At 34.8% G+C, this 24229-nt stretch carries 18 protein-coding genes; 13 read left to right on the forward strand and 5 right to left on the reverse strand.

Going from position 1 to position 24229, the window contains the following annotated elements:
- Positions 1-351: 351 nt before the first annotated feature.
- A complete protein-coding gene (locus ACJAT0_RS03580; protein WP_415180558.1) occupies positions 352-855 on the forward strand; it encodes a CIA30 family protein in 504 nt (167 codons plus the stop codon).
- A gap of 176 nt (positions 856-1031) precedes the next feature.
- Here the strand turns inward: ACJAT0_RS03580 and ACJAT0_RS03585 are convergent, their stop codons facing one another.
- The 4 genes from ACJAT0_RS03585 to ACJAT0_RS03600 form a co-directional block, all read right to left on the reverse strand.
- Positions 1032-1832 (reverse strand): hypothetical protein, encoded by an 801-nt coding sequence (locus ACJAT0_RS03585; RefSeq protein WP_415180559.1) that lies wholly within the window; start codon positions 1830-1832, stop codon positions 1032-1034.
- Positions 1816-2514, reverse strand: coding sequence for a hypothetical protein (locus ACJAT0_RS03590; protein ID WP_415180560.1), 699 nt, complete (start codon positions 2512-2514; stop codon positions 1816-1818). Before ACJAT0_RS03590 ends, ACJAT0_RS03585 begins: the two co-directional genes overlap by 17 nt.
- Positions 2515-2565: 51 nt before the next feature.
- Complete coding sequence (locus ACJAT0_RS03595; RefSeq protein ID WP_415180575.1) at positions 2566-2751, reverse strand: DUF6503 family protein; 186 nt, start codon at positions 2749-2751, stop codon at positions 2566-2568.
- A 920-nt stretch (positions 2752-3671) separates the two neighbouring features.
- Positions 3672-4022, reverse strand: a complete 351-nt coding sequence (locus tag ACJAT0_RS03600) for a 4Fe-4S dicluster domain-containing protein (RefSeq protein ID WP_374002851.1) — start codon at positions 4020-4022, stop codon at positions 3672-3674.
- Positions 4023-4066: 44 nt separating this feature from the next.
- On the opposite strand from ACJAT0_RS03600, the gene ACJAT0_RS03605 reads away from it, so the two are divergent.
- From ACJAT0_RS03605 to ACJAT0_RS03620, 4 genes are all read left to right on the forward strand, one after another.
- Positions 4067-5176 (forward strand): acyl-CoA reductase, encoded by a 1110-nt coding sequence (locus tag ACJAT0_RS03605; protein ID WP_415180576.1) that lies wholly within the window; start codon positions 4067-4069, stop codon positions 5174-5176.
- Positions 5177-5397: 221 nt separating this feature from the next.
- A complete protein-coding gene (serC, locus tag ACJAT0_RS03610; RefSeq protein WP_374002850.1) occupies positions 5398-6459 on the forward strand; it encodes a 3-phosphoserine/phosphohydroxythreonine transaminase in 1062 nt (353 codons plus the stop codon).
- Between the two features lie 249 nt (positions 6460-6708).
- Positions 6709-7662, forward strand: a complete 954-nt coding sequence (locus ACJAT0_RS03615) for an NAD(P)-dependent oxidoreductase (protein ID WP_374002849.1) — start codon at positions 6709-6711, stop codon at positions 7660-7662.
- A gap of 921 nt (positions 7663-8583) precedes the next feature.
- Entirely contained in the window at positions 8584-9297 is a 714-nt protein-coding gene (locus ACJAT0_RS03620) for a pirin family protein (RefSeq protein WP_374002848.1), read from the forward strand.
- A gap of 563 nt (positions 9298-9860) precedes the next feature.
- Here ACJAT0_RS03620 and ACJAT0_RS03625 read toward each other — a convergent pair.
- Positions 9861-10025 carry a hypothetical protein gene (locus ACJAT0_RS03625; protein WP_374002847.1) on the reverse strand — a complete coding sequence of 55 codons (165 nt, stop codon included), beginning with the start codon at positions 10023-10025 and terminating at the stop codon, positions 9861-9863.
- A gap of 277 nt (positions 10026-10302) precedes the next feature.
- On the opposite strand from ACJAT0_RS03625, the gene fumC reads away from it, so the two are divergent.
- The 8 genes from fumC (at position 10303) to proB (ending at position 24219) form a co-directional block, all read left to right on the forward strand.
- Positions 10303-11697 carry a class II fumarate hydratase gene (fumC, locus tag ACJAT0_RS03630; RefSeq protein WP_415180561.1) on the forward strand — a complete coding sequence of 465 codons (1395 nt, stop codon included), beginning with the start codon at positions 10303-10305 and terminating at the stop codon, positions 11695-11697.
- 1372 nt (positions 11698-13069) lie between these two features.
- Positions 13070-13378, forward strand: coding sequence for a DUF6122 family protein (locus tag ACJAT0_RS03635; protein WP_415180562.1), 309 nt, complete (start codon positions 13070-13072; stop codon positions 13376-13378).
- Positions 13379-14506: 1128 nt separating this feature from the next.
- A complete protein-coding gene (locus ACJAT0_RS03640) occupies positions 14507-14704 on the forward strand; it encodes a hypothetical protein (RefSeq protein WP_415180563.1) in 198 nt (65 codons plus the stop codon).
- A gap of 1 nt (position 14705) precedes the next feature.
- Positions 14706-16979 carry a PAS domain S-box protein gene (locus tag ACJAT0_RS03645; protein ID WP_415180564.1) on the forward strand — a complete coding sequence of 758 codons (2274 nt, stop codon included), beginning with the start codon at positions 14706-14708 and terminating at the stop codon, positions 16977-16979.
- Between the two features lie 33 nt (positions 16980-17012).
- Positions 17013-18125 (forward strand): sensor histidine kinase, encoded by a 1113-nt coding sequence (locus tag ACJAT0_RS03650; RefSeq protein ID WP_415180565.1) that lies wholly within the window; start codon positions 17013-17015, stop codon positions 18123-18125.
- 259 nt (positions 18126-18384) lie between these two features.
- A complete protein-coding gene (locus ACJAT0_RS03655; protein WP_415180566.1) occupies positions 18385-21606 on the forward strand; it encodes an ice-binding family protein in 3222 nt (1073 codons plus the stop codon).
- A 1037-nt stretch (positions 21607-22643) separates the two neighbouring features.
- Entirely contained in the window at positions 22644-23447 is an 804-nt protein-coding gene (gene proC, locus ACJAT0_RS03660; RefSeq protein WP_415180567.1) for a pyrroline-5-carboxylate reductase, read from the forward strand.
- 1 nt (position 23448) lies between these two features.
- The gene (proB, locus tag ACJAT0_RS03665; RefSeq protein ID WP_415180568.1) at positions 23449-24219 is read left to right on the forward strand and encodes a glutamate 5-kinase; all 771 of its coding nucleotides are present in this window, start codon (positions 23449-23451) and stop codon (positions 24217-24219) included.
- The last annotated feature ends 10 nt before the right edge of the window (positions 24220-24229 follow it).

Consider the following 24229-nt stretch of genomic DNA (forward strand, 5'->3'; position numbering starts at 1 on the left):
GATTCCTAATTGCACGCTTTCGCAAAAGCGAGATACGCTTATTTAATTGTCTTATTCCATTACTAACTTGAATTGTTTTTGTGTGGTTATAAATAAAACACAAACAGCACCACCTTACTATGTCCGTGTCGAAGCAGCAAAATAGAGACTATAAAAAATGTTTTAAAACAAGCTTTGGATGGTAGATTTAAAATTATTGAGAAATAGCCAACCATCATAAAGAAATCTGGATATACTCATTTTTCTTTCTCTTTAGATTGCATACAGGGTTTCCATAAGTAAGATAGTACCGTATAAATCGTCTAATCAATTATGATACGAGCCTTTTCATTTGTCACCATACTTCTTCTTATGAATACACCTACTGATACTCTTTTTGATTTTAACAAAAATTCAGACCTCTCCTTGTGGAATATTGTTGATGATAGAGTTATGGGTGGAATTTCTCAAAGTTTCTTTAAAATTACTGATGAAGGTCATGGAAAATTTTATGGGTATGTCACTACAGAAAGAAATGGAGGGTTTAGTTCTGTCGATTATGATTTTGAAACAGTAAAAGTGAGCCCTACTAGCAAGGTTAAAATCAAGTTGAAAGGCGATGGAAAGACCTTTCAGTTTAGAGTAAAAGCCTTTGCATACGACCGACATAATTATATTAAAGAGTTTGATACTAGCGGTGAATGGCAAACCGTTGAAATAGAGCTTTCTGAAATGGAACCTTCTTGGAGAGGAAATACGTTGAAAATAGCTAATTTTAATAAAGATCAAATGACCCGCATCACTGTATTGATAGCAAACGGTAAAAAACAGAATTTTGAACTTTTAATTGATTCTATTGAGATTGTGAAATCATAAAGAATGGAACTAAAAATTCCCATGCCTAATATGATCATTATCGCAGGTCATTTGACTTATATTTTTTATGATGATCCAATATTCATTTTAAAATTATGAAAACTCCTTTTTATCGGTAAAGAAGTCTTTTTATAAATCTGAAAAAAAGTGTTTCTGAAGCACCCATACTTCCTAAATTAATTATTTCTCCTTCGCTCTTTGCGCAATCTCCTAATCTCTCTCTTTTTGAGAAAATACAACCTGCGTTTTTCTTTAATACTCAAATCATCCCGGTTGCGGCTCTGTAATTCTTGAAGATCTTGGTTATCTGATTTCTTTAAGGGAACATTATTATAGTCTAATACACTTAAACGCACTCCTAAAGCAAGGTTGAAGTAGTTCCCATTATTAAATGTATTGTTCAGTGCAGCAGCCGCATCAATATTGTAATTTACTACCTCATAACTAGGGCTAAAAAAGAACGATACCCCAGAACTAAACGTATACTCCAAACTTGTGGTAAAACGCAACACATTGCCCGTATCTCTAAATTTTCCGCCTCCTTGAGAACTATTTTGTCTGTTCTTATTCTGACTATAGCCATAACCTAAATCGGCAGTAACGTTCCAATCATCGTTTAATAGATAGTCATAACCTACAAAAAGATAAGCATTGAACTTTGTAGCTCTAGAATACTCACCTGCTATGGACGTATTTTTTACACTCATAAAATCTTGAGAGAGCGCACCACCTATATAAAAGTTTTTAAGTAAGTAAAACTGCATGCGCATTCCAAATCCAATTCCTCCATCTAATCCATTGCCTGCAAAATTATCCCCAGACGGGATCCCTCGCTGTACATAAAGATCAGTAAGAAATAAACGCTTGGGCGATTCAGAATGGAGTGCTGTTGTTTCTGATACTTCTTCTTGTGCAAGTGATATACCAGCAACCATAAAGAATAGCATGCCTAAAATTATTCTAGTATGGAATCTCATAACGTTCTAATGGACTGGTTATCGTAAAAGTTCTTATGGATTCATTTCCTAAAGTATTTGTATACACCACATCAATTACAGATGGATAAAATACGTTCAATGCAAAAGACCCGTCATCGATTGTTCGATTAAAACCTCTAGACCAATTCGTATAATAGAGACATTCTTCGTCCTGCGCCAGCATATCATTTCTATAAATCAAGCCACAATCTATGGATTCAAAATCGAAGGCAACATCGTATTCCTCTGTAGCGCCTGAGGTGTTTAAAAAGTCAATTTCTACCAGTGCCGTTTCTTTTAATACAGTTTCTGGAATGTCTAATAATAAATCGTTATTTAATTCTTGTCTGGAGACGCCTATTTTATTAGCTCTATAATTTTCAGAATTAAAATTTATAAAAAACCCACCATCTACCAGCATCATAAATTCTACGTCACCATTTGTGTTGGTTATTCCTTTTCCCAAAAGAAAATCCTCATCAGCTGTTGAAAATTTAGAGAATTCTTGTCCTAAAACAAACCGAGATGTTCTAAAAGTGGTGGCAGTTACTTTCATATTTGCGATAGGATTACCAGATACATCTACTACCCTTGTTTTAAAAAGTGCTCTGACATCATTTTCTAGTCTCGCTTCGCAAGAGAAGAGCAAAACTGGTAGGAATAGAAAAAATAAATTTTTCATTTTTCGTAATTTATATATAGATGCAAGAAGTGCGAAAAGGTTGCTTATAATTTATTGAAATTTTAATTGTCTTGTAGGAGCCACAACTCCTAGGTATTTATCATTTTTATTATAGTAAAATTCGCGAACTTTAGTTTTATTAATTTCATTCAACACCTGATTTCCTGAAAGTAACATATACTCACCTGAATCTAAATTAATGCTGCTGGACGCATCTGTTTTGAAAAATCGGTAAATTTACATTCTATAACAATATGGATTAAAGTAGAAAAACCACACCTCATTTCCTACCGCTTCCTCCTAAAAAACTTTTAATACTAAGAATTCTTTACCTCTAAAAGTTTTACCTTCTATTTTCTCAAAATTGAGAGTTCCTTCCTCCTTTAATTTCATGGGTAAACCCTAGAGATAAATAAAGTATTCTCTCCAGAGGACTGCCTTTACACAATTTATATTGTTGCTATTATTTAGAAAAGTCTAGCAAGCATCGTCTTTGACTTTAAAACCATATCAATCATCTCCTAATTAATAATTTAGTTCAAAAATATTCTCGCTTTTATCAATTACAATATCGCTAACACGATCTGACTTTTTTAATGTGCTCATCCTAAATTTCAAAGAATCTTTAAAAGCTGGTCGATGCCCATTAGGACTGTGAACTTCCATCGCTTTGTCCGGTAATTGCAATCCTGCTAATTATTGAGCTTGCGTACAAATTGTAATGAAAAGAACAAATAGAAACCGCGTAGATTTGTTTTGATGTTCAGACGATTTAGCCCATTTTAAACATAAAACCAATAATGCTTTTACACCTTATTCATTTGGGTATTGATCTTTGGACATCACGATTACATCCTTTCCTATTTCCTGACAGATCCTAACTTTTAACTTTTAAAGCGTTCAGGATATAAAAACTATTGAACTAACCTTGGAGCTATTATAAATGGCTAATGCGTATATTTCTTTCATTTGTAGGGCCTTTAGATAAATTCAGTAAGCAATGGTTTTAGCCGTTTTAAAGGAAATAGACATACCCAGATTTGGAATTAGTTAAAATATAAATTCCCAAAGGCAAAAGCCCTTGGGAATTTATTTATGATTGGAAGTCTTAATGGACCCATACACCTACTCTATAAAAAAATATGTTTTGCTAAAATTTAAGATTTATGCATAAAAGCCTGTTTCCCTTCTAGCTCCTCCTTAGTTTCTACAACATCATCGTCTGGTACACAACAATCTACAGGACATACTGCAGCACATTGTGGCTCATCGTGGAAACCTACACATTCCGTACATTTATCTGCGACAATGTAATAAAACTCGTCACTTACCGGTTCCTGCGTTTCATTAGAATCTACTTCTTTACCGTTCGGTAATACCACATTCCCGTCTAGATCTGTTCCATCAGCATAGCGCCAGTCGTCTGCCGCTTCATAAATTGCTGTATTTGGACATTCAGGCTCGCATGCGCCGCAATTAATACATTCGTCTGTTATGATGATTGCCATAGCTTTACTTTACTTTTGTGCAAAAATACGGACTAGTGAAGACAATGTCAATTAATACCTCGTTAAATGATCGTATTTCCGCTTTCGCGAAAGCAGGATTACAATTACACTCTTATTTAGAAGGAACTTTGGAAACCACAACAATACACGGCACCAGCTGGCAAGACCGCATGGCACAAAGACTGGAGCTCGCTGAACGTAAAAATTCTTGGTTTACAAAAGACACGCTAGAATTCTCAATAAGACAATGGGCCGAAGCATTAACAGAAGAAAATTTAACGCAGTGGACACAAAGCTATCATTTGGAGCACATAAAAACAAAAACTGTTGCGCTTATAACAGCAGGTAATTTACCATTAGTAGGTTTTCACGATGTATTATCTGTTATCATCACAGGACATCATGCCTTAATCAAAAATTCCAGCAATGATGATGTTTTGACACCATTATTGCTGGAAATAGCCACTTCATTCTGTCCAGAATTAGCAGCATCCTATTCCTACGCCGACGGCAAATTAGAAAATTATGATGCTGTTATCGCTACTGGGAGTAATAATACCGCTCGTTATTTTGAGCATTACTTCGGTAACAAACCTAATATTATACGTAAGAATCGCAATAGCGTAGCCGTCTTAACAGGAAATGAAACTTTAGAACAAATGGAAGCCTTAAGTAAGGATGTCTTTCTTTATTTTGGATTGGGATGTAGAAGTGTGAGTCATTTAAAAGTACCTCAGGGCTATAATTTTGATCTCTTCTTTAATGGAATGTTCGTGCAAAAAGAGCTCATAAAAAATGAGAAGTATTTAAATAATTACGATTATAACAAAGCCGTTTATCTCATGAGTGAATTTGATTTACTGGATAATGAATTTTTATTGATCAAAGAAGAAAATAACAGCTACTCCTCTCCTATCGCTAGTTTAGGCTACAGTTATTATTCTTCTATAGAAGATGTTGCAACAGAATTTGACCAAAATGATGATAAACTGCAATGCATTGTTGTACAAGGAGAAGCAGCTACAAGGATTGTAAAAAAATTAGGAGAAAAAACTGCGCCACAAATTGTAGCTTTTGGAACTACACAAACCCCTCGATTACAAGACTATGCAGATGGAGTGGATGTGATTCAATTTTTGTTGACATTATCTTAAGAACCTTTATGATTTGATAGCCTATTTTCCCTCTTGATTTTGCATTTTTGTAATTAATATTGTTTTTTTTTAGACAGCATACTTAAATTTCCTTTTATATTTGATGGTAACAAAAATCTGATCTAGACCGATGTTACCCTCCGTTTTTTTGAGAGAAATATCAACCTTTTACCAATATTTGATAAAATAAATTTATATTAACTAGTTAAAGCCTACAAACGATGCTTAAGCACAATTTTAGCGCAGGTCCATGTATACTGCCACAAGAAGTTTTTAAAAAAGCGGCAGCAGCTGTTCTTAATTTTAATGACCTCAGTATTTTAGAAATCTCTCACCGCAGTAAAGATTTTGTAGCGGTTATGGAAAAGGCACAGTCCCTTGCATTAGAGCATTTAGGATTAACTGATAAAGGTTACAAAGCCCTTTTTTTAGGTGGTGGAGCAACGATGCAGTTCTTAATGGTTGCTTATAATCTTTTAGAGAAAAAAGCAGCTTATTTAAATACAGGTACTTGGTCTGACAAAGCCATTATAGAAGCAAAAATGTTTGGAGAAGTAGTTGAAGTTGCTTCCTCTAAAACAGACAACTACAACCATATCCCAAAAGGCTATGTAGTTCCTAACGATGTGGATTACTTCCATATTCAAACCAATAACACCATTTTTGGAACCCAATTGCAGCATACACCAGACGTATCAGTTCCTCTTATATGCGACATGAGTAGTGATATTTTTTCAAGAAGACGCAATTTTGAGAAGTACGATTTAATCTACGCAGGTGCACAAAAAAATATGGGTCCAGCTGGCGCCACTTTAATCGTAGTAAAAGAAGATATTTTAGGAAAAGTATCCAGACAGATTCCTTCTATGTTAAGTTACCAAGCACATATTTCTAAAGACTCTATGTTTAATACGCCACCCGTTTTTCCTATTTATGTAAGCATGCTTACGTTAGACTGGTTGAAAGAAAATGGCGGTATTGACGCGATAGAAAAATTAAATAATCAGAAAGCAGCTCTTATTTATAATGAAATAGATCGCAATCCTCTATTTAAAGGATTTGTTACCGATAAAGAAGACCGTTCTAAAATGAATGCGACTTTTATGTTGAATGATGAAACGCATGCCACAGCTTTTGATTCTTTATGGAAAGAGGCTGGGATCAATGGTTTAAATGGACATAGATCAGTAGGTGGCTATCGCGCAAGTATGTATAACGCATTATCCCTAGAAAGTGTCCAAGTACTCGTAGACACTATGAAAGAACTAGAGAAAAACGGCTAGCAACACAAAGTTGAAGGAAAGCGTGAAATTTGAAATAAGTGATAGCCCATAATAAAGCTTCCTTCCTTAAATGGAAAGTTAGAGCTTGTTTTACAGTCATATTCTATAAACAAACAACTTTTGTTTCATCGTTTATAAAACAGGGCAAATAAAAAAAGATAAATTCAAAACAATAATAAAACGAATTAGACAATAGCCACCGACTTCAAAAACCAATAGCTAAAATCTATAATTCATATACTTAAAAAAATGAAAATATTAGCAAATGACGGCGTTTCACAAAGTGGAATAGATAAATTAACAGCAGCTGGTCACCAGGTGATTACTACAAATGTAGCTCAGGAACAATTAGAGGATTACATCAATAAAAACGAAGTTACCGTTCTCTTAGTACGATCTGCAACGACAGCCCGTAAAGAACTCATTGACAATTGTCCAAGTCTAAAAATCATCGGTCGTGGCGGAGTTGGAATGGATAATATAGATGTTGTTTATGCTCGTGAAAAAGGCCTCAAAGTCATCAATACTCCCGCCGCTAGTAGTGCAAGTGTATCTGAATTGGTTTTTGCACATCTCTATGGTGGTGTACGTTTCTTGTTTGATTCCAATCGCAACATGCCTTTAGAAGGAGAATCTAACTTTAAAGGATTAAAAAAACTGTATGCAAAAGGATCTGAATTACGTGGTAAAACAATAGGGATTATTGGAATAGGTCGTATAGGTCAAGAAGTAGCAAAAATAGCTGCTGGCGTAGGAATGAAGGTAATAGCACATGATAGTTTTGCCGAAAAAGCACCTAGCGTTTCTTGGGATCTTTTTGATGGTCAAACCGTCAACATAGAAATACCCCTAGTAAGTAAAGAAGAATTATTAAAAACGGCTGACTTCATTACCATTCACGTTCCCGCACAAAACGATTACGTGATAGGAACAGGTGAATTAGAAATGATGAAAAAAGGAGCTGCTATCGTAAATGCTGCTCGTGGTGGTGTTCTTGATGAAGTGGCTCTCGTAGAAGCTTTAGAATCCGGACATATTTCTTTTGCTGCCTTAGATGTTTTTGAAAAAGAACCAGCTCCTGAAGTAGTTCTTCTTATGAATTCTAAGCTCTCCTTAAGCCCGCATATAGGTGCTGCAACCAATGAAGCTCAAGATCGCATAGGAACTGAACTAGCTGATCAGATTATAGAGATCTTAGGGTAAACAAAATATCCATTGTATTAAAAACCGCATTCTATCAAGAATGCGGTTTTTTTGATTCCATTAATACCTTATCACCTATCCATAAAATACGTTGCGAAATATGAAAATTCCACTCCAAAAAATAAGGGTATCCTTAAGAAGGAAAACTTCCTGTACTATTTAAATTACACAGCTTTTAGAAATTGTATCCTTTTTTTTATACTATTTTCTTTTTGTGAAAAAGATGTTGTCCTTATCAAAACTACCCTAACGAGAGCTGTTTATGGAGTCGTTAAGGACTGCAATAGAGAAGTTCCATTTCAAAATTATAAAGTAATTATTAAGGAACGACAGCCATATTGCGGAAGATGAAATACCTATGTTGAAATTGCCTCTAGAATTACCGATTCAGATGCTAACTATTCGATAGATTTTGAGTTCAACAAATTTGAACAACACGTTTTTGATACAGACACAGAAATATCTTGAACCCAACGTTCTAAAGTTCTCAACTACAATTCTTTATTAGCTGGTAATCGTAAGGAACGTAATTAAGATATATGGGAAAGTGGCGTTTTAGAACTTAGATGAAACAGCACTAATTATAAAGTTTCTCCTTTACCAATTATCCAAAATTTTGTCAATGCTGATAAAATGCCTTTTGCACAAGCTTTTGAGATTTATGAAAATCAGATTCAAAACACTGTTTTATAAGAACAAAAGCTAATTCAGATATTGCTTTAGAATTCTGTTGTAACATTTGCTGCATCAATGGAAACCCATACGCAGCTGTATTCCTTATTCGGGAATCTATACCTATTGCAGATACCTTAAGATTGAATTACGATATAGACGCCATTAGTTTTTAAACAAAATTCTATAACCATTAACTTTTGATTCCATTAACGCTATATTGGTTGTATATACAATAGATTTGTCCCTATGAAAACAATACTGCACCCATCAAAAACAAGAGGTCATGCCAACCATGGTTGGTTAGATAGCTATCATTCTTTTAGTTTTGCTGGATATCACAATCCAGACCGAATGAATTTTGGCGTATTACGTGTACTAAATGATGATACCGTTTCTGGTAGTATGGGTTTTGGTGCTCATCCACATCATAATATGGAAATCATAAGTATTCCCCTTTCTGGAGATTTAGAGCATAAGGACAGTACTGGAATAACCGCCATTATCAAAAATGGAGATATTCAAGCGATGAGTGCAGGAACGGGTATTACTCACAGTGAGAAAAATGCAAACCAAAAAGAAGAAGTAAAGTTTCTTCAAATCTGGATTATCCCTAATCGACAAAACGTAGCGCCTCGTTATGATCAACTAACTCTTGATCCTGCAAATAGACACAATCAATTAAAACAAATACTTTCTCCTAACCCTGAAGATGCGGGTGTATGGGTTCATCAAGATGCATGGTTTCATTTGGGGATTTTTGATACCGATGTGAAAAGCTCGTATCAATTAAAGAGATCTGGTAATGGCGTTTATGCTTTTGTTTTGAGAGGTTCTTTTAAAATAGGTGATCAGGAATTGAGCCATCGCGATGGATATGGAATTTGGGAAGTAGACTCCTTTGAATTAAGCTCTATGTCTGAAGACTCAGAAATTTTATTGATGGAAGTTCCGATGGGGTAAAACAGCTCGAAGGACGCCCTCAGAATAGATAGGAAAACCTAAAAAATAGCAACTAACGAATTTAATGCCCTAGCAAATACTCTTTGCTATCCTGTGGATGCGATTTTAAATTTCTTTAGAGTAAATGCCCTAGTGTGATCTGTCATCACTAATAACAAAATAAAGCTCCTTACAGCAAACTTAAAAGATGATACAGACACAAGGTTTTCCTATAGGGACTTGAGCAACTTTTAGCCGGTTCTAAAGAAATAAACGTGACCAAAAAAGACCAATATTGCCAAACTCTTAAGGCATTTAAAGAACAAGACTAATAAATTAAATGTAGGCGTGCATCTAAACATATCAAATTAAAAATAAAGACTTTGTAGCGCTCTGAATAAATATAAGAGCAGCACGCTCGTATTTTATTATCAAGAATGATTTAAAGGGTGAACTGCTGCTCGATCGATCTTTGTGACTTGCGACCTTGAAATTAAAACATTAAAATAAGCGCATAAAAAAACCGTACAGAAATTTTGCACGGTTGTTGCTATATCATAACAGGCTTAAAAATAAGCTTGTGCCTATTTTTCTTTGAGTTTTGCTTCTTTCTTTAGCTTTATTTTTTCTAACAATGAGCCTGCTATCCAGTAAGGAATGATGGCGGTTAAAAAAATCATTAACCAAAATCCCAAAGTAAGAATTCCTAAAAATGCCAAAAAGCCTAAGTATTGATCAAAATCGAACATTATTTCTCTATAATTTATATGCAAATATAAAGACTACAGCTTAAAAATTCAAAGCCTGAGAGGCATTTATTAACAAAAAGCTGTTTACAAAGCTGGTTCTCCTCTGAATAGTCCTTAATTGATTCCTATTCCATTGATACTCTCGCTTTCGCCCTGAGCTAGATAAGAGAAAAATATAGTTGCGTTCAACACCACCTCTGCACTCTCCAATTATAATTAATCTGAATTGAATGGTTAAACAAGGCACAGGTTTTATATTTGTATAAAATTCAACCACATGGAATATAGAATAGAAAAAGATACAATGGGGAACGTAGAGGTTCCCGCAGATAAGCTTTGGGGTGCGCAAACCCAGCGTTCTCGAATGAATTTTAAAATAGGAGCCGCTGGTAGCATGCCGTTAGAAATTGTTTACGGTTTTGCTTATTTAAAGAAAGCTGCTGCGTATACCAATTGTGATCTAGGAGTTCTGGCAGAAGAAAAACGCGACTTGATTGCCCAAGTTTGTGATGAAATACTAGAAGGAAAGCACGACGATCAATTCCCATTAGTGATCTGGCAAACAGGCTCTGGCACGCAATCTAATATGAATGTGAATGAAGTGATTGCAAACCGCGCCCACCAACTTGCTGGAAAGACAGTTGGGGAAGGCGAGAAAACGATACAACCTAACGATGACGTGAATAAATCACAGTCTTCTAATGATACTTTTCCAACAGGAATGCACATCGCCTGTTATAAAAAAGTGGTAGAAAACACGATTCCAGGGGTCCTGCAGTTACGCAACACACTACACAACAAATCCATTGAATTTTCTGATGTAGTAAAAATAGGACGCACTCACTTGATGGATGCAACGCCACTAACTTTAGGACAAGAATTTTCTGGTTATGTTTCTCAACTCGACCACGGAATTATAGCTTTAAAAAACACACTTGCTCACTTAAGCGAGCTTGCCTTAGGAGGAACTGCTGTTGGGACTGGATTGAATACCCCTCAAGGTTATGATGTGAAAGTGGCTGAATACATCGCACAGTTTACAGAATTGCCATTCATAACGGCCCCTAATAAGTATGAAGCTTTAGCCGCACACGATGCTTTAGTAGAAACTCATGGCGCGTTAAAGCAAGTGGCGGTTTCATTGAATAAAATCGCTCATGATATTAGAATGCTCGCAAGTGGTCCACGAAGTGGTATAGGTGAATTGATCATTCCTGCAAACGAGCCTGGAAGCTCGATCATGCCAGGAAAAGTAAATCCTACTCAAGCTGAGGCCATTACCATGGTTTGTGCTCGTGTCATAGGTAACGACACTACAGTTACTGTAGGTGGTATGCAAGGACACTTTGAACTCAACGTTTTTAAGCCAGTTATGGCCGCTGCCGTTCTAGAAAGTGCACAATTGATAGGAGATGCTTGTAGAAGTTTTGATGAGAATTGTGCTGTAGGAATTGAACCTAACAAGGCAACCATCAAATCCTTACTAGACAACTCCTTAATGCTAGTAACTGCCTTAAACACTAAAATAGGTTATTATAAAGCCGCAGAAATCGCTAACAAAGCACATGCGGAAGGAACAACTCTAAAAGAAGCCGCTCTAGCTCTTGAGTATGTCACGTCACAGGAATTTGACGAATGGGTGAAACCAGAAGACATGGTGGGTCATAGATGAAACTATGGGACAGGCATTGGCAAGTATTACTTCCACGACCATCTTTAACAATAAATACCTCCTTAAAATTACAAATAAAAAGCCGCTTCCGATTGAAGCGGCTTTTTTGATTTATGTGCGCAGCCTGCTCTGTTATCAAAAAAAAAACTATTATTTACTAAACTTCATTATCTAAATTATATGTGACGCACAACGCGTTGTATCCACAATGAATTTAAAAGTTGTTTTATATTTTTAGGTACCTAATACCGGAGCTTTGAGTCAAAAGTTGGTCCAAAACTCTGCAAGATCTTTTGTTTTTGCTCCTCAAGATTTATTAAAGAGACCGCCTAACTAGGTCTTTTATCCCATTTTATAAAGCAATATCGCGACCCTGCCGATAGTAGTGGCTTTTCCCAGAGTGATAGAAGACTAAGCTAACCATAGAAACAACTGGATGAACATGACAAAAGGTTGGACAATTATGGTTATTGGAACAGAATTTACAACAGAAAACTCTCTATATTCAGGAGTTATCGTTTTAAAATCGAATGTTCTAAAATCGATGGAGAATTGCGCTACGCGATAGAAAAGAACAATATTTCACAACTATTAAAAATCCCATGCAATGGAGTTATGAGCTTTTTCTTAAAGACGGGAACGTAAAAAAATGATATCTCATGGACATGGTAAAACAGAAAATGATGAATGGAAACCAAAAGCCATTATAGAAATGTGTAAAAAACGCAGTTATAAACTGGATAAAACAGTTAAAAAATGCGGTTACTTCCATGAGAGATACAATTACCTGAATTTTTTTTTAATACATCTCCATAAATTTTGAACTTAATAAACCATTAAAGTAGTAGACTAGGTGTCTTCTCTACAAACAAAATGCTCCAAATAACATCAGCATTTATACAGTCTTAATTATCATAATTACATTAGCTCTTTTTAGAACATATATCGTTTTTGCAGCTGTTATGACTAGAGCCATTGGAGCACACTATGCGTATATTTTAAAAATTTATACCGGTTTATTTTCAGTTGAATCTATGTTAAAATTCTATCCTACTAATGTAGTAGCCTACGCAAATATTTTTGCCACTCGCTATGATCTGAGAACATTAATGTGCTAAAAAAAGAAGGCTTCCTATATACATAAAATAGAGGTGTGACTGGATAAATAAGACTGGAACCTGATATTTCTATTCGTTCTTGGTCATTTGTATTTTGAATAAAGCGGCTGGACATAAAAAGGTTAAAATATATAGACATTGCGTTGCCCATAGACCCGTTGAAACACCTCATGAATATCAGGACATTTTAAATAAAATAAAACATAATCCACCCTAGCCAGATCTTCATATTATTTATTAATTTGGACCTCTATATGCAAACTTTTATACATTACTTTTTACATCTTGGTTTTCCTTTACTTATCGCCCTAATTTTCTGTAGAAAAAATTGGAAGATGGCTTATTTCTTATTCCTTACCACCATGCTTATAGATCTTGACCATCTGCTTGCCTCTCCAGTTTTTGAAATGAACAGATGCAGTATTAACTACCATCCCTTACATTCTTACTATGCGATTCTGGTCTATCTGTTATTGCTATTCTTCCCCAAGCCAATTCGCATTATCGGGATGGGGCTACTTTTTCACATGCTCACTGATTTTATAGACTGTTTGTTGATGTGAATAAATGGCACTAATTATTTTAGGCCTTTTCCTGCTATCCGAGGTTGACGCTTCATTTCCATCTGTTTAGGTCGTTAATAAGAGGAGGTTTCTATAGGCCTTGATGATCGTTTCGCTTTTGCGGAAGAGCGATGTCATCAAGCCCTTCCATTAATAATAGGATTCCAAGAATTATAAAACGAACCGTATTTAAAGAACAACTTTAATGCTCAACTTTTTGATAGTTAATTAAAATACTTAAGAACATATAAGACGCAAATCATTTATAAATCAAGTTAACAGCACTATGAGATCAACAGAGAAGCTAAATTTAATGAAACATTTAAGTACTGCTAGTTACTGGATAGCGTCCATCTCAACTATCAAATGACTTATTCATAAAAAAAGATAGAATACTGAAAAAACTACACATCCCATAAAAAATATAGTGCTATTACGTCTAAAAAATTAAGATATGTATAGGAATCAAAATATTGTATCCCTCTATTTTATTTACTTCAAAGAACATTGGAGCAGTATTTTAAGCCTAGTTATTTTTATCAAACAGCAGCCCTAACATAGTGCGAAATACTATTTTGTATTCTCTTAAGTGTAAACAAAAATTTGAAAACTATTTAGATAATTATTCTATTATTGATAACGGCTTACAAAGACTACGATAGGGTTTTCATTGTCCTCATCGATAAAAGAAAAACCTTTAGTATTTCTGATCTATTCAAAACAAAATAGGATAACTTACACATAAACAGAATTCTATACATCCATTAAAATTCTATTTAATGAGAAAGACAACATTCGTTCTTCTATAAAATTATGTATATTTATTAAAATTACAGGTAATAAACAATAGCAATAATACCGATAAATAGAAATAATTATAGCTGTTTTAGTGTTTTACACGAATCCTGAACATCCTTATTTTAGTGTAAACACAAGATTATAAGTGTGCTCTTTTCTGTTCAAATTAAAAATAAAGTGCTGATATATATTTAGGCCCCACGGCTCTTTCTCAACGAGACCATAGGTGGAATACTAATGATTTTGAAGTGTTTTAATGCCACAGCAGCCCTCTTGAAATTTAGTGCCAAGCTTACTATTGGCAAATAAAATTTAAAAAAACACAATGCTATGGATATAGAATCACTTAAACAGGAAGTCCAAAAAGAAATAAAAGCACAGAATAAAGCAGAGCGACTACTTAAAAATAAAAAATTAGAGCTCTACCATACCATTAATGAACTAGCCCTTGCCCATAAAAAACTTTATCTTCAAAAGAAAAGAAAAAAGTTCAGAGGAATTGATAATGATAAACAGGGAGCAAGATAGGGTGGCAAAACAATTAATCATTCCCAATAAAATTCTGTCCGTTCAAGACAAAAGGAAAGATGGGCGCACAAATGAATTAGCCAGTATTAAAGTTGAGCTAGAACAACAAATCATGTGTTTAAATAAGGCCGCTATCGTCTCTGAAACTGATGCTAATTTCAAAATTACAGTTGTTAACGATAATTTTTGTGAACGTTACGGATACCATAGAGAAGAATTAATGGGTCAAAATCATAGAATATTAAAGAGCGGAAAACAGCCTGATGTATTTTTTACTGATATGATATCAACTATTAGTTCTGGGGAAGTGTTTAAAGGTAAAGTATTGAATAAGCATAAAGGAGGACAACTCTATTGGATGGACATAACCATTATGCCTTTTAAAGATCTAAATGGGAAAATCATCAAATATGTCGCGATCATGTTTGATATTAACTCTCAAACTGTTCAAAAAGATATCCTTTTAAAACAAACAGAGCAATTAGCCATCGCTAACACAGAACTTGCTTTTCAAAATAAAGAGAAAGAAAAACGAGCAGATGAGTTAGCACTAGCCAACACAGAACTTGCTTTTCAAAATAAAGAAAAAGAAAAACGAGCAGATGAGTTAGCACTCGCCAACACGGAACTTGCTTTTCAAAATGAAGAGAAAGAAAAACGGGCAGATGAATTAGCACTCGCCAACACGGAACTTGCTTTTCAAAACAGGGAGAAAGAAAAACGAGCAGATGAATTAATTCTTGCCAATACGGAACTTGCCTTTCAAAATAAAGAAAAAGAAAAGCGAGCAGATGAATTAGCCATAGCTAATAGAGAGCTTTCTTTTCAAAACAAAGAGAAAGACAATAGGGCTATTGAATTGCTGCTTGCTAACGAAGAAAAAGAAAAACGTGCCGAGGAGCTAGATTTTCAGAACAAAGAAAAACAAAAACGAGCAGAAGAATTAGTCCTTGCTAATAAAGAACTTGCCTTTCAAAATAAAGAAAAGGTAAAACGGGCGGATGAATTAGTCATAGCCAATAAAGAACTTGAATTTCAAAACAAAGAAAAACAAAAACGAGCAGAAGAACTCGTTCTTGCTAATAAAGAACTTGCCTTCCAAACCGAACTTGATGGGTACCGTTCTGAAATGGAAAGTGTCGCAAAGGACTTGACTCTGCTTATAGATACTGCCAACGCTCCTATTTTTGGTATAGATAGTCAAAGCCTTGTAAATGAATGGAACCAAACCTCTGAAAAGATTACGGGTTTTACAAAAGATGAAGTTCTAGGAAAGGACTTGGTACAAAACTACATCACAGAAGGTTACAAAAAGTCCGTAAAAAAAGTGTTAGACGATGCTTTACTTGGAATAGAAACGGCTAACTATGAATTCCCTTTATTTACTAAAGATGGTCGGCGTGTCATGGTCCTATTAAACTCCAGTACACGTCGAGATGCCAAAGGAGAAATTACTGGTGTACTAGGTGTAGGCCAAGATATTACAGAATTAGTAGGTTATCGAGACGCATTAGAAGATCAAGTAAATAAAAGAACCATAAAATTAAATGAAGCTTTAGAAAAGCAAAAAGGTTTAAACATATTAAAATCGAGATTTGTTTCTACAGCATCACATGAATTTAGAACTCCATTGTCATCCATAAATTTTGCTGCTGGCTCTGTTAAAAAATATTGGAGCAAGATGGGTCCCGAGATGATAAAAAAGAAATTAAACAAAATAGAAGACCAGGTGCTGCACATGACCAAACTTTTAGATGATATTTTAATTATTGGACAGGGTGAAGCAGGTAAAATAAAACAAACTCCAGCACCGGTAAATCTTGGGGAATTTATTTCTGAAATAATTGAAGAGGTATATAGCTCCATTAACAAGTCCCATGAAATTATATTAATAGATCGTGAAGATTTAAAAAAAACAGATGTTTTTATTGATGAAAAACTGGGTCGGAATGTTTTTATAAACCTGCTTAGTAATGCTGTAAAATATTCGCCGAATGCTCAAAAAGTTATTGTTGAATTGTCATCTGAAAAAGATTACACCATCATCTCTGTAACAGATTTTGGAATTGGCATATCAGCATCAGAACTTAAGACCATATTTGAACCTTTTTCCAGAGGAGAAAATGTCGATTTAATTCAGGGAACCGGTCTTGGTTTAGCGATAGTAAAAGAAGCGATAGATGTAATCGGAGGAAAAATAATCGTAAACAGTACTGTGGGAAATGGCTCCTCATTCATCATAAAGATTTTAAATACTAGCAAAACTTGCACTTAAAAGGAAGAGGTAAAGCAATAAAATAAAAAAACTATGTATACCGTATTAATCGTAGAAGATACATTAGCTGTAAGGGAAGAGATTTATGATATTCTTGTAATGGAAGGTTATGACGTTTTACAAGCTGAAAATGGAAACAGTGGTTTTGAAATAGCTCTAAAAAAGCAACCAGATCTAATTATTTCAGATATACTAATGCCAAGCCTTGACGGTTTTGGAATGTTTGAAAAGTTACAAGAAAACCAACATACATCAAGTATTCCATTGATTTTTATTTCAGCTAAAGCTGAAAAAGAGGATGTTAGACTTGGAATGAATTTAGGTGCTGAAGATTATTTGACTAAACCAATTAATGTTACTGACTTATTAAATGCAATTAAAAATAAGATTAAAAAAAAGGTAGAAAGAGATAACAAAAACAAAGAGAAAACAGCAAGCTTATATAAAGTCCTTCAAAATCAAGAAAATGAATTAGAAAATTATTCTCATTTAATTTCGCATGAATTAAAATCTTCTTTGAGAAATATTTCAGATCTGTTATCTTGGTCTCAAGAAGATAACGCCGATACTAACGAATTAATAGATATTTCTAAAAGCTTTCAAATCTTGGAAGAAAAAATAGAAGAAATGGACCATCTTTTAGTAAAACTAGAAGAATATAACAACATCACAACTGCTGTTTTCAAAGACAAGTTAGTCAATACAAATACCATTGCACAAAGAATTATAAATGATATCCATACAACTGCATCCATAACAATTAAAATAAAGAATACGTTACCTACCTTATATATCGATGGAAATATGATAAGAAAAGTATTTGAGATTCTACTGGAAAATGCTGTGCAACATATAGACAAGAAAGAATGCATAATTGACATAGAGTGCAAAAAAACCGCACAAGAATATATGTTTTCTATTACAGATAATGGTTCCGGGATTAACCCAAAATATCATAAAAAAATATTTAAAATGTTTCAAGCAAACGAATCTGCTAAAGCCACAGGAATGGGTTTAAGCATAGTAAAAAAGATCATCTCTCATTATCAGGGAGAAGTATCCTTAAAAAGCACTCCAGGAGTTGGGACTGTATTTTATTTCAGTATACCCCTAGCTCAAGTAGCAGCGGCAAATCAAATTCATTAAGGCTTTGAAAAAAAAATGGGTAAGTGCAAAAATTTAAATCAAGGCTACAAGGGCAGCACGAGTACTCTTTTAATTAACAAAACAATACGGTTATCACAACCCAGTTTTACCTGTTCTAATGGGAAAATGGGGTTTTCTATCTATCCAACCCATTCATCGACAGTAAATTGTGTGCCATCGATATTCAATTTGCATCAAACGAAAAATTTAAAAAAACTTGAAATTGTAGCATACATTTATGCTGTAAATAAAGAAGGTCATGAACAGAATACTATTATCAATAGCTATCTTCTCGAGTAGTTTTAACTTACAAGCTCAAAATTCACAGTTATCGACAGACCCTGATCTAGGCTCAGCAGCTAATTTTATTTTGTTTACTGGATCAGGAGCAGTAGCCAATACTGGAACCTCCACAATTACAGGTGATGTTGGGTCACAATTAGGAGCAATATCTGGTTTTGGATCTCCTTCAATTTTAAATGGAACTATAGAGAATGCCAATTCAATTACTGCACAAGCAACTATAGACTTAACTGCTGCATGCGTTCAACTTCAAAATAGACCTGTAACCATAACAACGCACAGCACAATTTATGGAACTATAGCTGGAGAAACCATTTATCCTGGGGTGTATACCGCTGGTGCTGCTGCATCCATCATTGGTACTCTTATATTAGATGCCCAAGGTGATCCTAATGCTTTGTTTATTTTTAAAATAGGTGGAGCTCTTTCTTCGGTAGCTGGCTCAGAAATTATTTTGACCAATGGTGCCTCGTCTGACAATGTTTTTTGGATTGCTGTAGGCGCCGTTGGTTTAGGTGCTAATACTATTATGAAAGGGACTTTTATAGGCTACCCAGGTGCTGTTTCATTAGGTGCTGACAGTATACTAGATGGAAGGCTTTATGCCACTGCTGGCGCTATAGCAATTAGTACATCTATTGTGACAATTCCATCCTATAACATTCCTTTTGATTGTGTTTCTAGTGCTTATTTATTTCAGAACAACGATGTATATGCATTAAATATAGAGTCGGGAACTTCTTATGAAATTGCGACAGATATTACCGCTGGAACTATAAACGCAACTGGATATAATCCAACAGACGGATATATTTGGGGAACTTTAAGCACCCCAGAAAAAACGATTGTCCGAATTGGAGCAAATTTTAATACCATAAATTACCATATCAACGAATTACCCAGCAGTACAAGCTATACAGGTGATGTAAGTGCAAGCGGCGTGTATTATTTAAAAGGTGACGGCACAGCATTTTATAGAATCGACGTTGATCCTAATTCCATAAATTATACACAACACCAGTCGACAGATCATCTGTCTCAAAACTTAAATATTAGTGACTGGGCTTTTAATAGTCTAGATGGAAATTTATATTCAGTAGAAAAAAACTCCAATCTTTTATATCGCATTGACCCAGCAACTGGGATCGTTATAGCCATAGGGGAAGTCCCTATTTTATCGGGATTCACCTATACGTATGACGCCGTATATTTTGATGCAGATGGACGTTTTTATATCGCTGCAAGTGAGACAGGCACCCTATATGCAATTCAAAGTGTTCAAAACTTAACCGCAACCGATGCTATAGATGCCACTGTATTTTCTTTTGGCCCTTCCAGCACTAACAGCGATGGCGCACGCTGCCCAACAGCAATTGTATCACAAGAAATTTGTGATAATGGCATTGATGATGACGGCGACGGACTGATAGATTGTGACGACTCTTCCTGTTCAAGCTTTATTAATTGTGTCGTCTCTGATCCTTCGACAACAGGAAGTAACGATGGTGGTTTGGAAAGTAACGGCAGGCTATCAGAACAAATCAATAAGCGCAATTTTAACCGTGCAAAAACCAGTTTTGTATTTGATAGAATGTCTGCAAAAAGGATTTCTAAAAAAGGGAGTTACTTACAACACAACATCTTATCTAGTTTTACCTTGGAAGACTTCATTCCATTAGATGTTATTAATGAGAATGAAGTCATTAACGCATCTCCTACAGACCTAGTTAGCATTACAAATGCTACTGAAATCTATGGTGTAGATTACTTAAAAAATGATGTTGCTATAGCTTCTGTTTTAGTCATCAAAACAGATAATGGCGTTTACGAGCATACCAAGTACATTTGTGACCGTCTGTTAGGGGCCGAATTACTGTCTGTAAGTACCATGGAAATCAACGGTCAATCCTTCATTAAATCTATTATTAAAAATGCTGATGGCACGCATGAATTTGTATTAAGCTTGTCTGCTACAATAGTAAACAACGATACCAACTTTGCCATTGAGAGCCACTGGAATCTGGATCAATACGAGCAAGATGTTACCTTTTATAACTTCCAAATTTGGACAAATACAATTGATGATTTATTCTTATTAAGTCAAGAGGTATTAAACTTACTAGAAGCGCAAAAGTCAATTTCGTCCTATAACACCTCAAGACCTCCAACGGTATTTGTTAGAAAAGGTAAGTACCTTAATGGTGGTTTAGATGTAGACATTATCAATGTAAATGCCACAGAAACGATCCACTTTGATGCTAACTTTAGAAGTACAGAAACAAGTGATTTTGACCATATGAATGCTGCAGTAAACTTGTTGGAACAGTACCGTACCAACCTGCAGTTAGAAACCGGAAACTTATTTGATATCGGTTTTAGAATTGGGGATGGCATCGCAACACCAGATGATTTATTTTTGTCTGATGGACCTTGGGGAATTGATCATTCACAAGAAGGAACAACGGTAAATACCTATACAGTTTTACCCAACGAGTTTACCTTTGACTTAACTGATTTTCCTATAGAACGCAATGTAGTTTTAAAAGCAACAACTAATAGCTATATAGCAGCTTACAGAGCCCTTACGCCTAGATTCAAGGCAGTAGACTTACAGGAATATAATAGCTTAGAATTTAGCGCACATGGTACAGGATCGTTAGAGATCACTTTTGTTAAAGCAAGTATTTCTACCTGGGAAGAACAATATAAAAGCACAATTACTCTAAATACCACATCCCAAGACTATATGCTACCCATATCAAGTTTTGAAGCAAATAATGGAACCCCTTTAGCATTAACGGATGTAGTTACTATTGTATTTACAATGACGAGCCTAAATGGTACAACTACTACAAAAGAATTAACCCTAGAAAACCTGCGTTTGACACAAAACCTATCTCCATCAGAAAATATAGTTCAAGAGAACACAGCGCTTTTTGCATCCACAAACCCACTAACAACATCTACCACCATACAATTTACAACGGCCCAAACAGAAACGGTACAATTTGTAGTCTACGACCTTTTGGGGAAAATAGTATATCAAATAGAACATGTAACCATCGCTGGTAAAAATAAAATACCCCTAAAAAGGAACCACATAAGCGCAGGTATTTACATCTGTAGAATTATAAGTGAACAGACACCTTTCCGTAGTCTAAAGCTAATAGCCCAGTAATTCTAATGTACGTTTATGATCGTTGATAAATGAAGTTACCGCATGACTAATTGATTTATTAGGAGCCTCAAAGACTATCTGTAAATTATTTAATTCCCGCGTACCAAACTATATTCTATTTGAGAAAGATATAAATCAGTTAAAAAATGATTATTCCAAGGATAATATTTATTTAAAGACACTACTAATTATGGAACATAAAACAGGATATAACAAGTTACTTAATGCACGAATAACAGGACTTTTGAATAGGAACTAAAAACAAAGTAAAAGATTAATACCGAAAAGTAGTATATGGTTTTAAGAAAAATAAAAAACTATTTATACTACTTTTCTATAGGAGAAAAAATGCTGCTAAAACAAATTGCCTCTGAGAATTAAAAAAGTAGGTAGTTTATTGGTCTAAAAAGGGTCAAATAGAAATTAAGTTTGGTTTGAATCTCAAATAGAAATTAAGTTTGGTTTGAATCTCAAATAAGAAATATAGATAAGATAGAATTTCATAGGTAACCTATTAGTAAAATAAAAGAACCCTTATAAAGATTTAAAACACTACAAAACATACCTTTAAACACTATTTGTTGGGCGCCTTTCAAAAGCTTCTTATTCCCATTTTTATATGTTGGACCTCTGATTTTTAATTCTTCAAAAAGTGCCTTAGATGTAAAATAAGGTACTTTATAAGTGATAAATGCCATTCCTATACAGCGCATTCACTCCTGTGGTAAAGTACAGTGGATAGATGTACCTAAAACATGAAAAGCATCTATAAAACTGAACAAAAAGGATGTAAATATCACAAATGTTAATTTACATCTCCAACTTGTCACCGACAAGTTGTCGCATAAACAAGCCATAAAAAAATTAAAATTATTGAATAACGACATGATATCACAATTTTAACAACTAACTCTTATTAATACATCAAAGTACTAAACATATCATAATTCTTTAAATTAAAAAGTCATATTGGTACTTCTGTATAATACTTGCACTCTGTAGTACTCAAATCATATTGATAATCAATACCTTATAAAATGAAAGTATTAGTAATTGGCGCAGGGAATATGGGTTTAACTTATTCTGAAGGGATGGCAAGCTCGCCGCTGCTCTCCAAGCAGAAGCTTAGGATCTATGATACCGATCCTAATAAAATAAAAACACTAAATGAAGATGGAAGGTTTAATGTTTTCAGCAAACTAGAAGATTGTTTACCGAAATCAGACCTGGTTTTTATCGCAGTGAAACCGTATCACTGTGATGATTTATTCACTGAAATGAAAACAATGATCAACAAAGAGCAATTGTTTGTTTCCTTAATGGCTGGAGTCACTATTGAATCTATACAAGAGCAATTAGATACTAAAAAAGTAATTAGAACAATGCCTAATTTACCGGCGCAAGTTGGTAAAGGCGTTACTTCTTATACGGAATCTAAAGAAGTTTCTGCAATAGAATTAATCATGGTGAGGAATTTATTAGATACTACTGGAACCTCTATACATGTTGAAAATGAAATGTACATAGATGCCTCTACGGGTATTTCTGGTAGTGGACCGGCTTATGTATTTTATTTTATGCAATCGATGCTAGAAGCTGCCCTTAAAATGGGCTTTTCAGAGAACGACTCTAAGGTTTTAGTGAGCAATACATTTGAAGGAGCCATCGAATTGTTCAAACAAAATAGTTTTTCTCCGCAATCTTGGATTGATAAGGTAGCTTCCAAAGGAGGAACTACACAGGCTGCCATTGATTCCATGGAAGACAATAATGTAAACGAACTTATAAAAGATGCGGCTTATGCAGCATTTGAAAGGGCCGTAGAACTAGGAAAAAAATAATATGGACACCAAACGAGTAGTAGTAAAAGTTGGTACGAATGTTTTAACCAACAGAGATAATAGAATTTTAGGTCCTGTCATTAAGGAACTGGTGCGACAGATTTCAGTTTTATACGAGCGTAACATTATGGTTATACTAGTATCGTCAGGAGCTGCTATCGCAGGAAAAGAGGTTCTTGGAGATACTAAAATAAAGGATCCATCCATTAGAAGACAAGTTTATTCAGCAATAGGCCAACCCAGAATGATGCGTCATTACTATAGTATTTTCCATGACTATGGAATGCGATGTGCGCAAGTACTGGCCACAAAAAGAGATTTTGATATAGGAAAACACAGGCAAAATATGATCAATTGTTATGAGGGTTTATTATCTGAAGGGGTGGTTCCAATCGCCAATGAAGATGATGCAGTTTCTTTAACGATGTCCATGTTTTCAGATAATGATGAGCTGGCAAGTTTAGTCGCGGAATTATTAGACGCAGACCGATTGATTATTTTATCTGATACAGATGGTCTATACACGGGACATCCAGATGATGAGGATTCCAAAATTATAAATGAAGTAACAGCCGATCAAGACGTAGAGCAATATGTCAAAGCTTCTAATAAAAAAGAAGGTGAAGGTCGAGGTGGCATGGGATCAAAATTGAAAATTGCTAAAAGTGCCGCTAAAAAAAATATTCCTACTTACATTGCAAATGGCAAACGAGCTAATGTCATTGTGGATATCGTTGACGATAAGGAAGTTGGAACAAAATTTATACATTAAAAATCAAAAT

Origin of the sequence: Nonlabens sp., assembly GCF_047636915.1 — a bacterium.
Lineage (GTDB): Bacteria > Bacteroidota > Bacteroidia > Flavobacteriales > Flavobacteriaceae > Nonlabens.

Excerpts from the sequence above, each read along its gene's own strand:
- ACJAT0_RS03580 (WP_415180558.1), top strand. The coding sequence starts at position 352 with ATGAATACACCTACTGATACTCTTTTTGATTTTAACAAAAATTCAGAC.
- ACJAT0_RS03585 (WP_415180559.1), bottom strand. The coding sequence starts at position 1,832 with ATGAGATTCCATACTAGAATAATTTTAGGCATGCTATTCTTTATGGTT.
- ACJAT0_RS03590 (WP_415180560.1), bottom strand. The coding sequence starts at position 2,514 with ATGAAAAATTTATTTTTTCTATTCCTACCAGTTTTGCTCTTCTCTTGC.
- ACJAT0_RS03600 (WP_374002851.1), bottom strand. The coding sequence starts at position 4,022 with ATGGCAATCATCATAACAGACGAATGTATTAATTGCGGCGCATGCGAG.
- ACJAT0_RS03605 (WP_415180576.1), top strand. The coding sequence starts at position 4,067 with ATGTCAATTAATACCTCGTTAAATGATCGTATTTCCGCTTTCGCGAAA.
- serC (WP_374002850.1), top strand. The coding sequence starts at position 5,398 with ATGCTTAAGCACAATTTTAGCGCAGGTCCATGTATACTGCCACAAGAA.
- ACJAT0_RS03615 (WP_374002849.1), top strand. The coding sequence starts at position 6,709 with ATGAAAATATTAGCAAATGACGGCGTTTCACAAAGTGGAATAGATAAA.
- ACJAT0_RS03620 (WP_374002848.1), top strand. The coding sequence starts at position 8,584 with ATGAAAACAATACTGCACCCATCAAAAACAAGAGGTCATGCCAACCAT.
- ACJAT0_RS03625 (WP_374002847.1), bottom strand. The coding sequence starts at position 10,025 with ATGTTCGATTTTGATCAATACTTAGGCTTTTTGGCATTTTTAGGAATT.
- fumC (WP_415180561.1), top strand. The coding sequence starts at position 10,303 with ATGGAATATAGAATAGAAAAAGATACAATGGGGAACGTAGAGGTTCCC.
- ACJAT0_RS03635 (WP_415180562.1), top strand. The coding sequence starts at position 13,070 with ATGCAAACTTTTATACATTACTTTTTACATCTTGGTTTTCCTTTACTT.
- ACJAT0_RS03640 (WP_415180563.1), top strand. The coding sequence starts at position 14,507 with ATGGATATAGAATCACTTAAACAGGAAGTCCAAAAAGAAATAAAAGCA.
- ACJAT0_RS03650 (WP_415180565.1), top strand. The coding sequence starts at position 17,013 with ATGTATACCGTATTAATCGTAGAAGATACATTAGCTGTAAGGGAAGAG.
- ACJAT0_RS03655 (WP_415180566.1), top strand. The coding sequence starts at position 18,385 with ATGAACAGAATACTATTATCAATAGCTATCTTCTCGAGTAGTTTTAAC.
- proC (WP_415180567.1), top strand. The coding sequence starts at position 22,644 with ATGAAAGTATTAGTAATTGGCGCAGGGAATATGGGTTTAACTTATTCT.
- proB (WP_415180568.1), top strand. The coding sequence starts at position 23,449 with ATGGACACCAAACGAGTAGTAGTAAAAGTTGGTACGAATGTTTTAACC.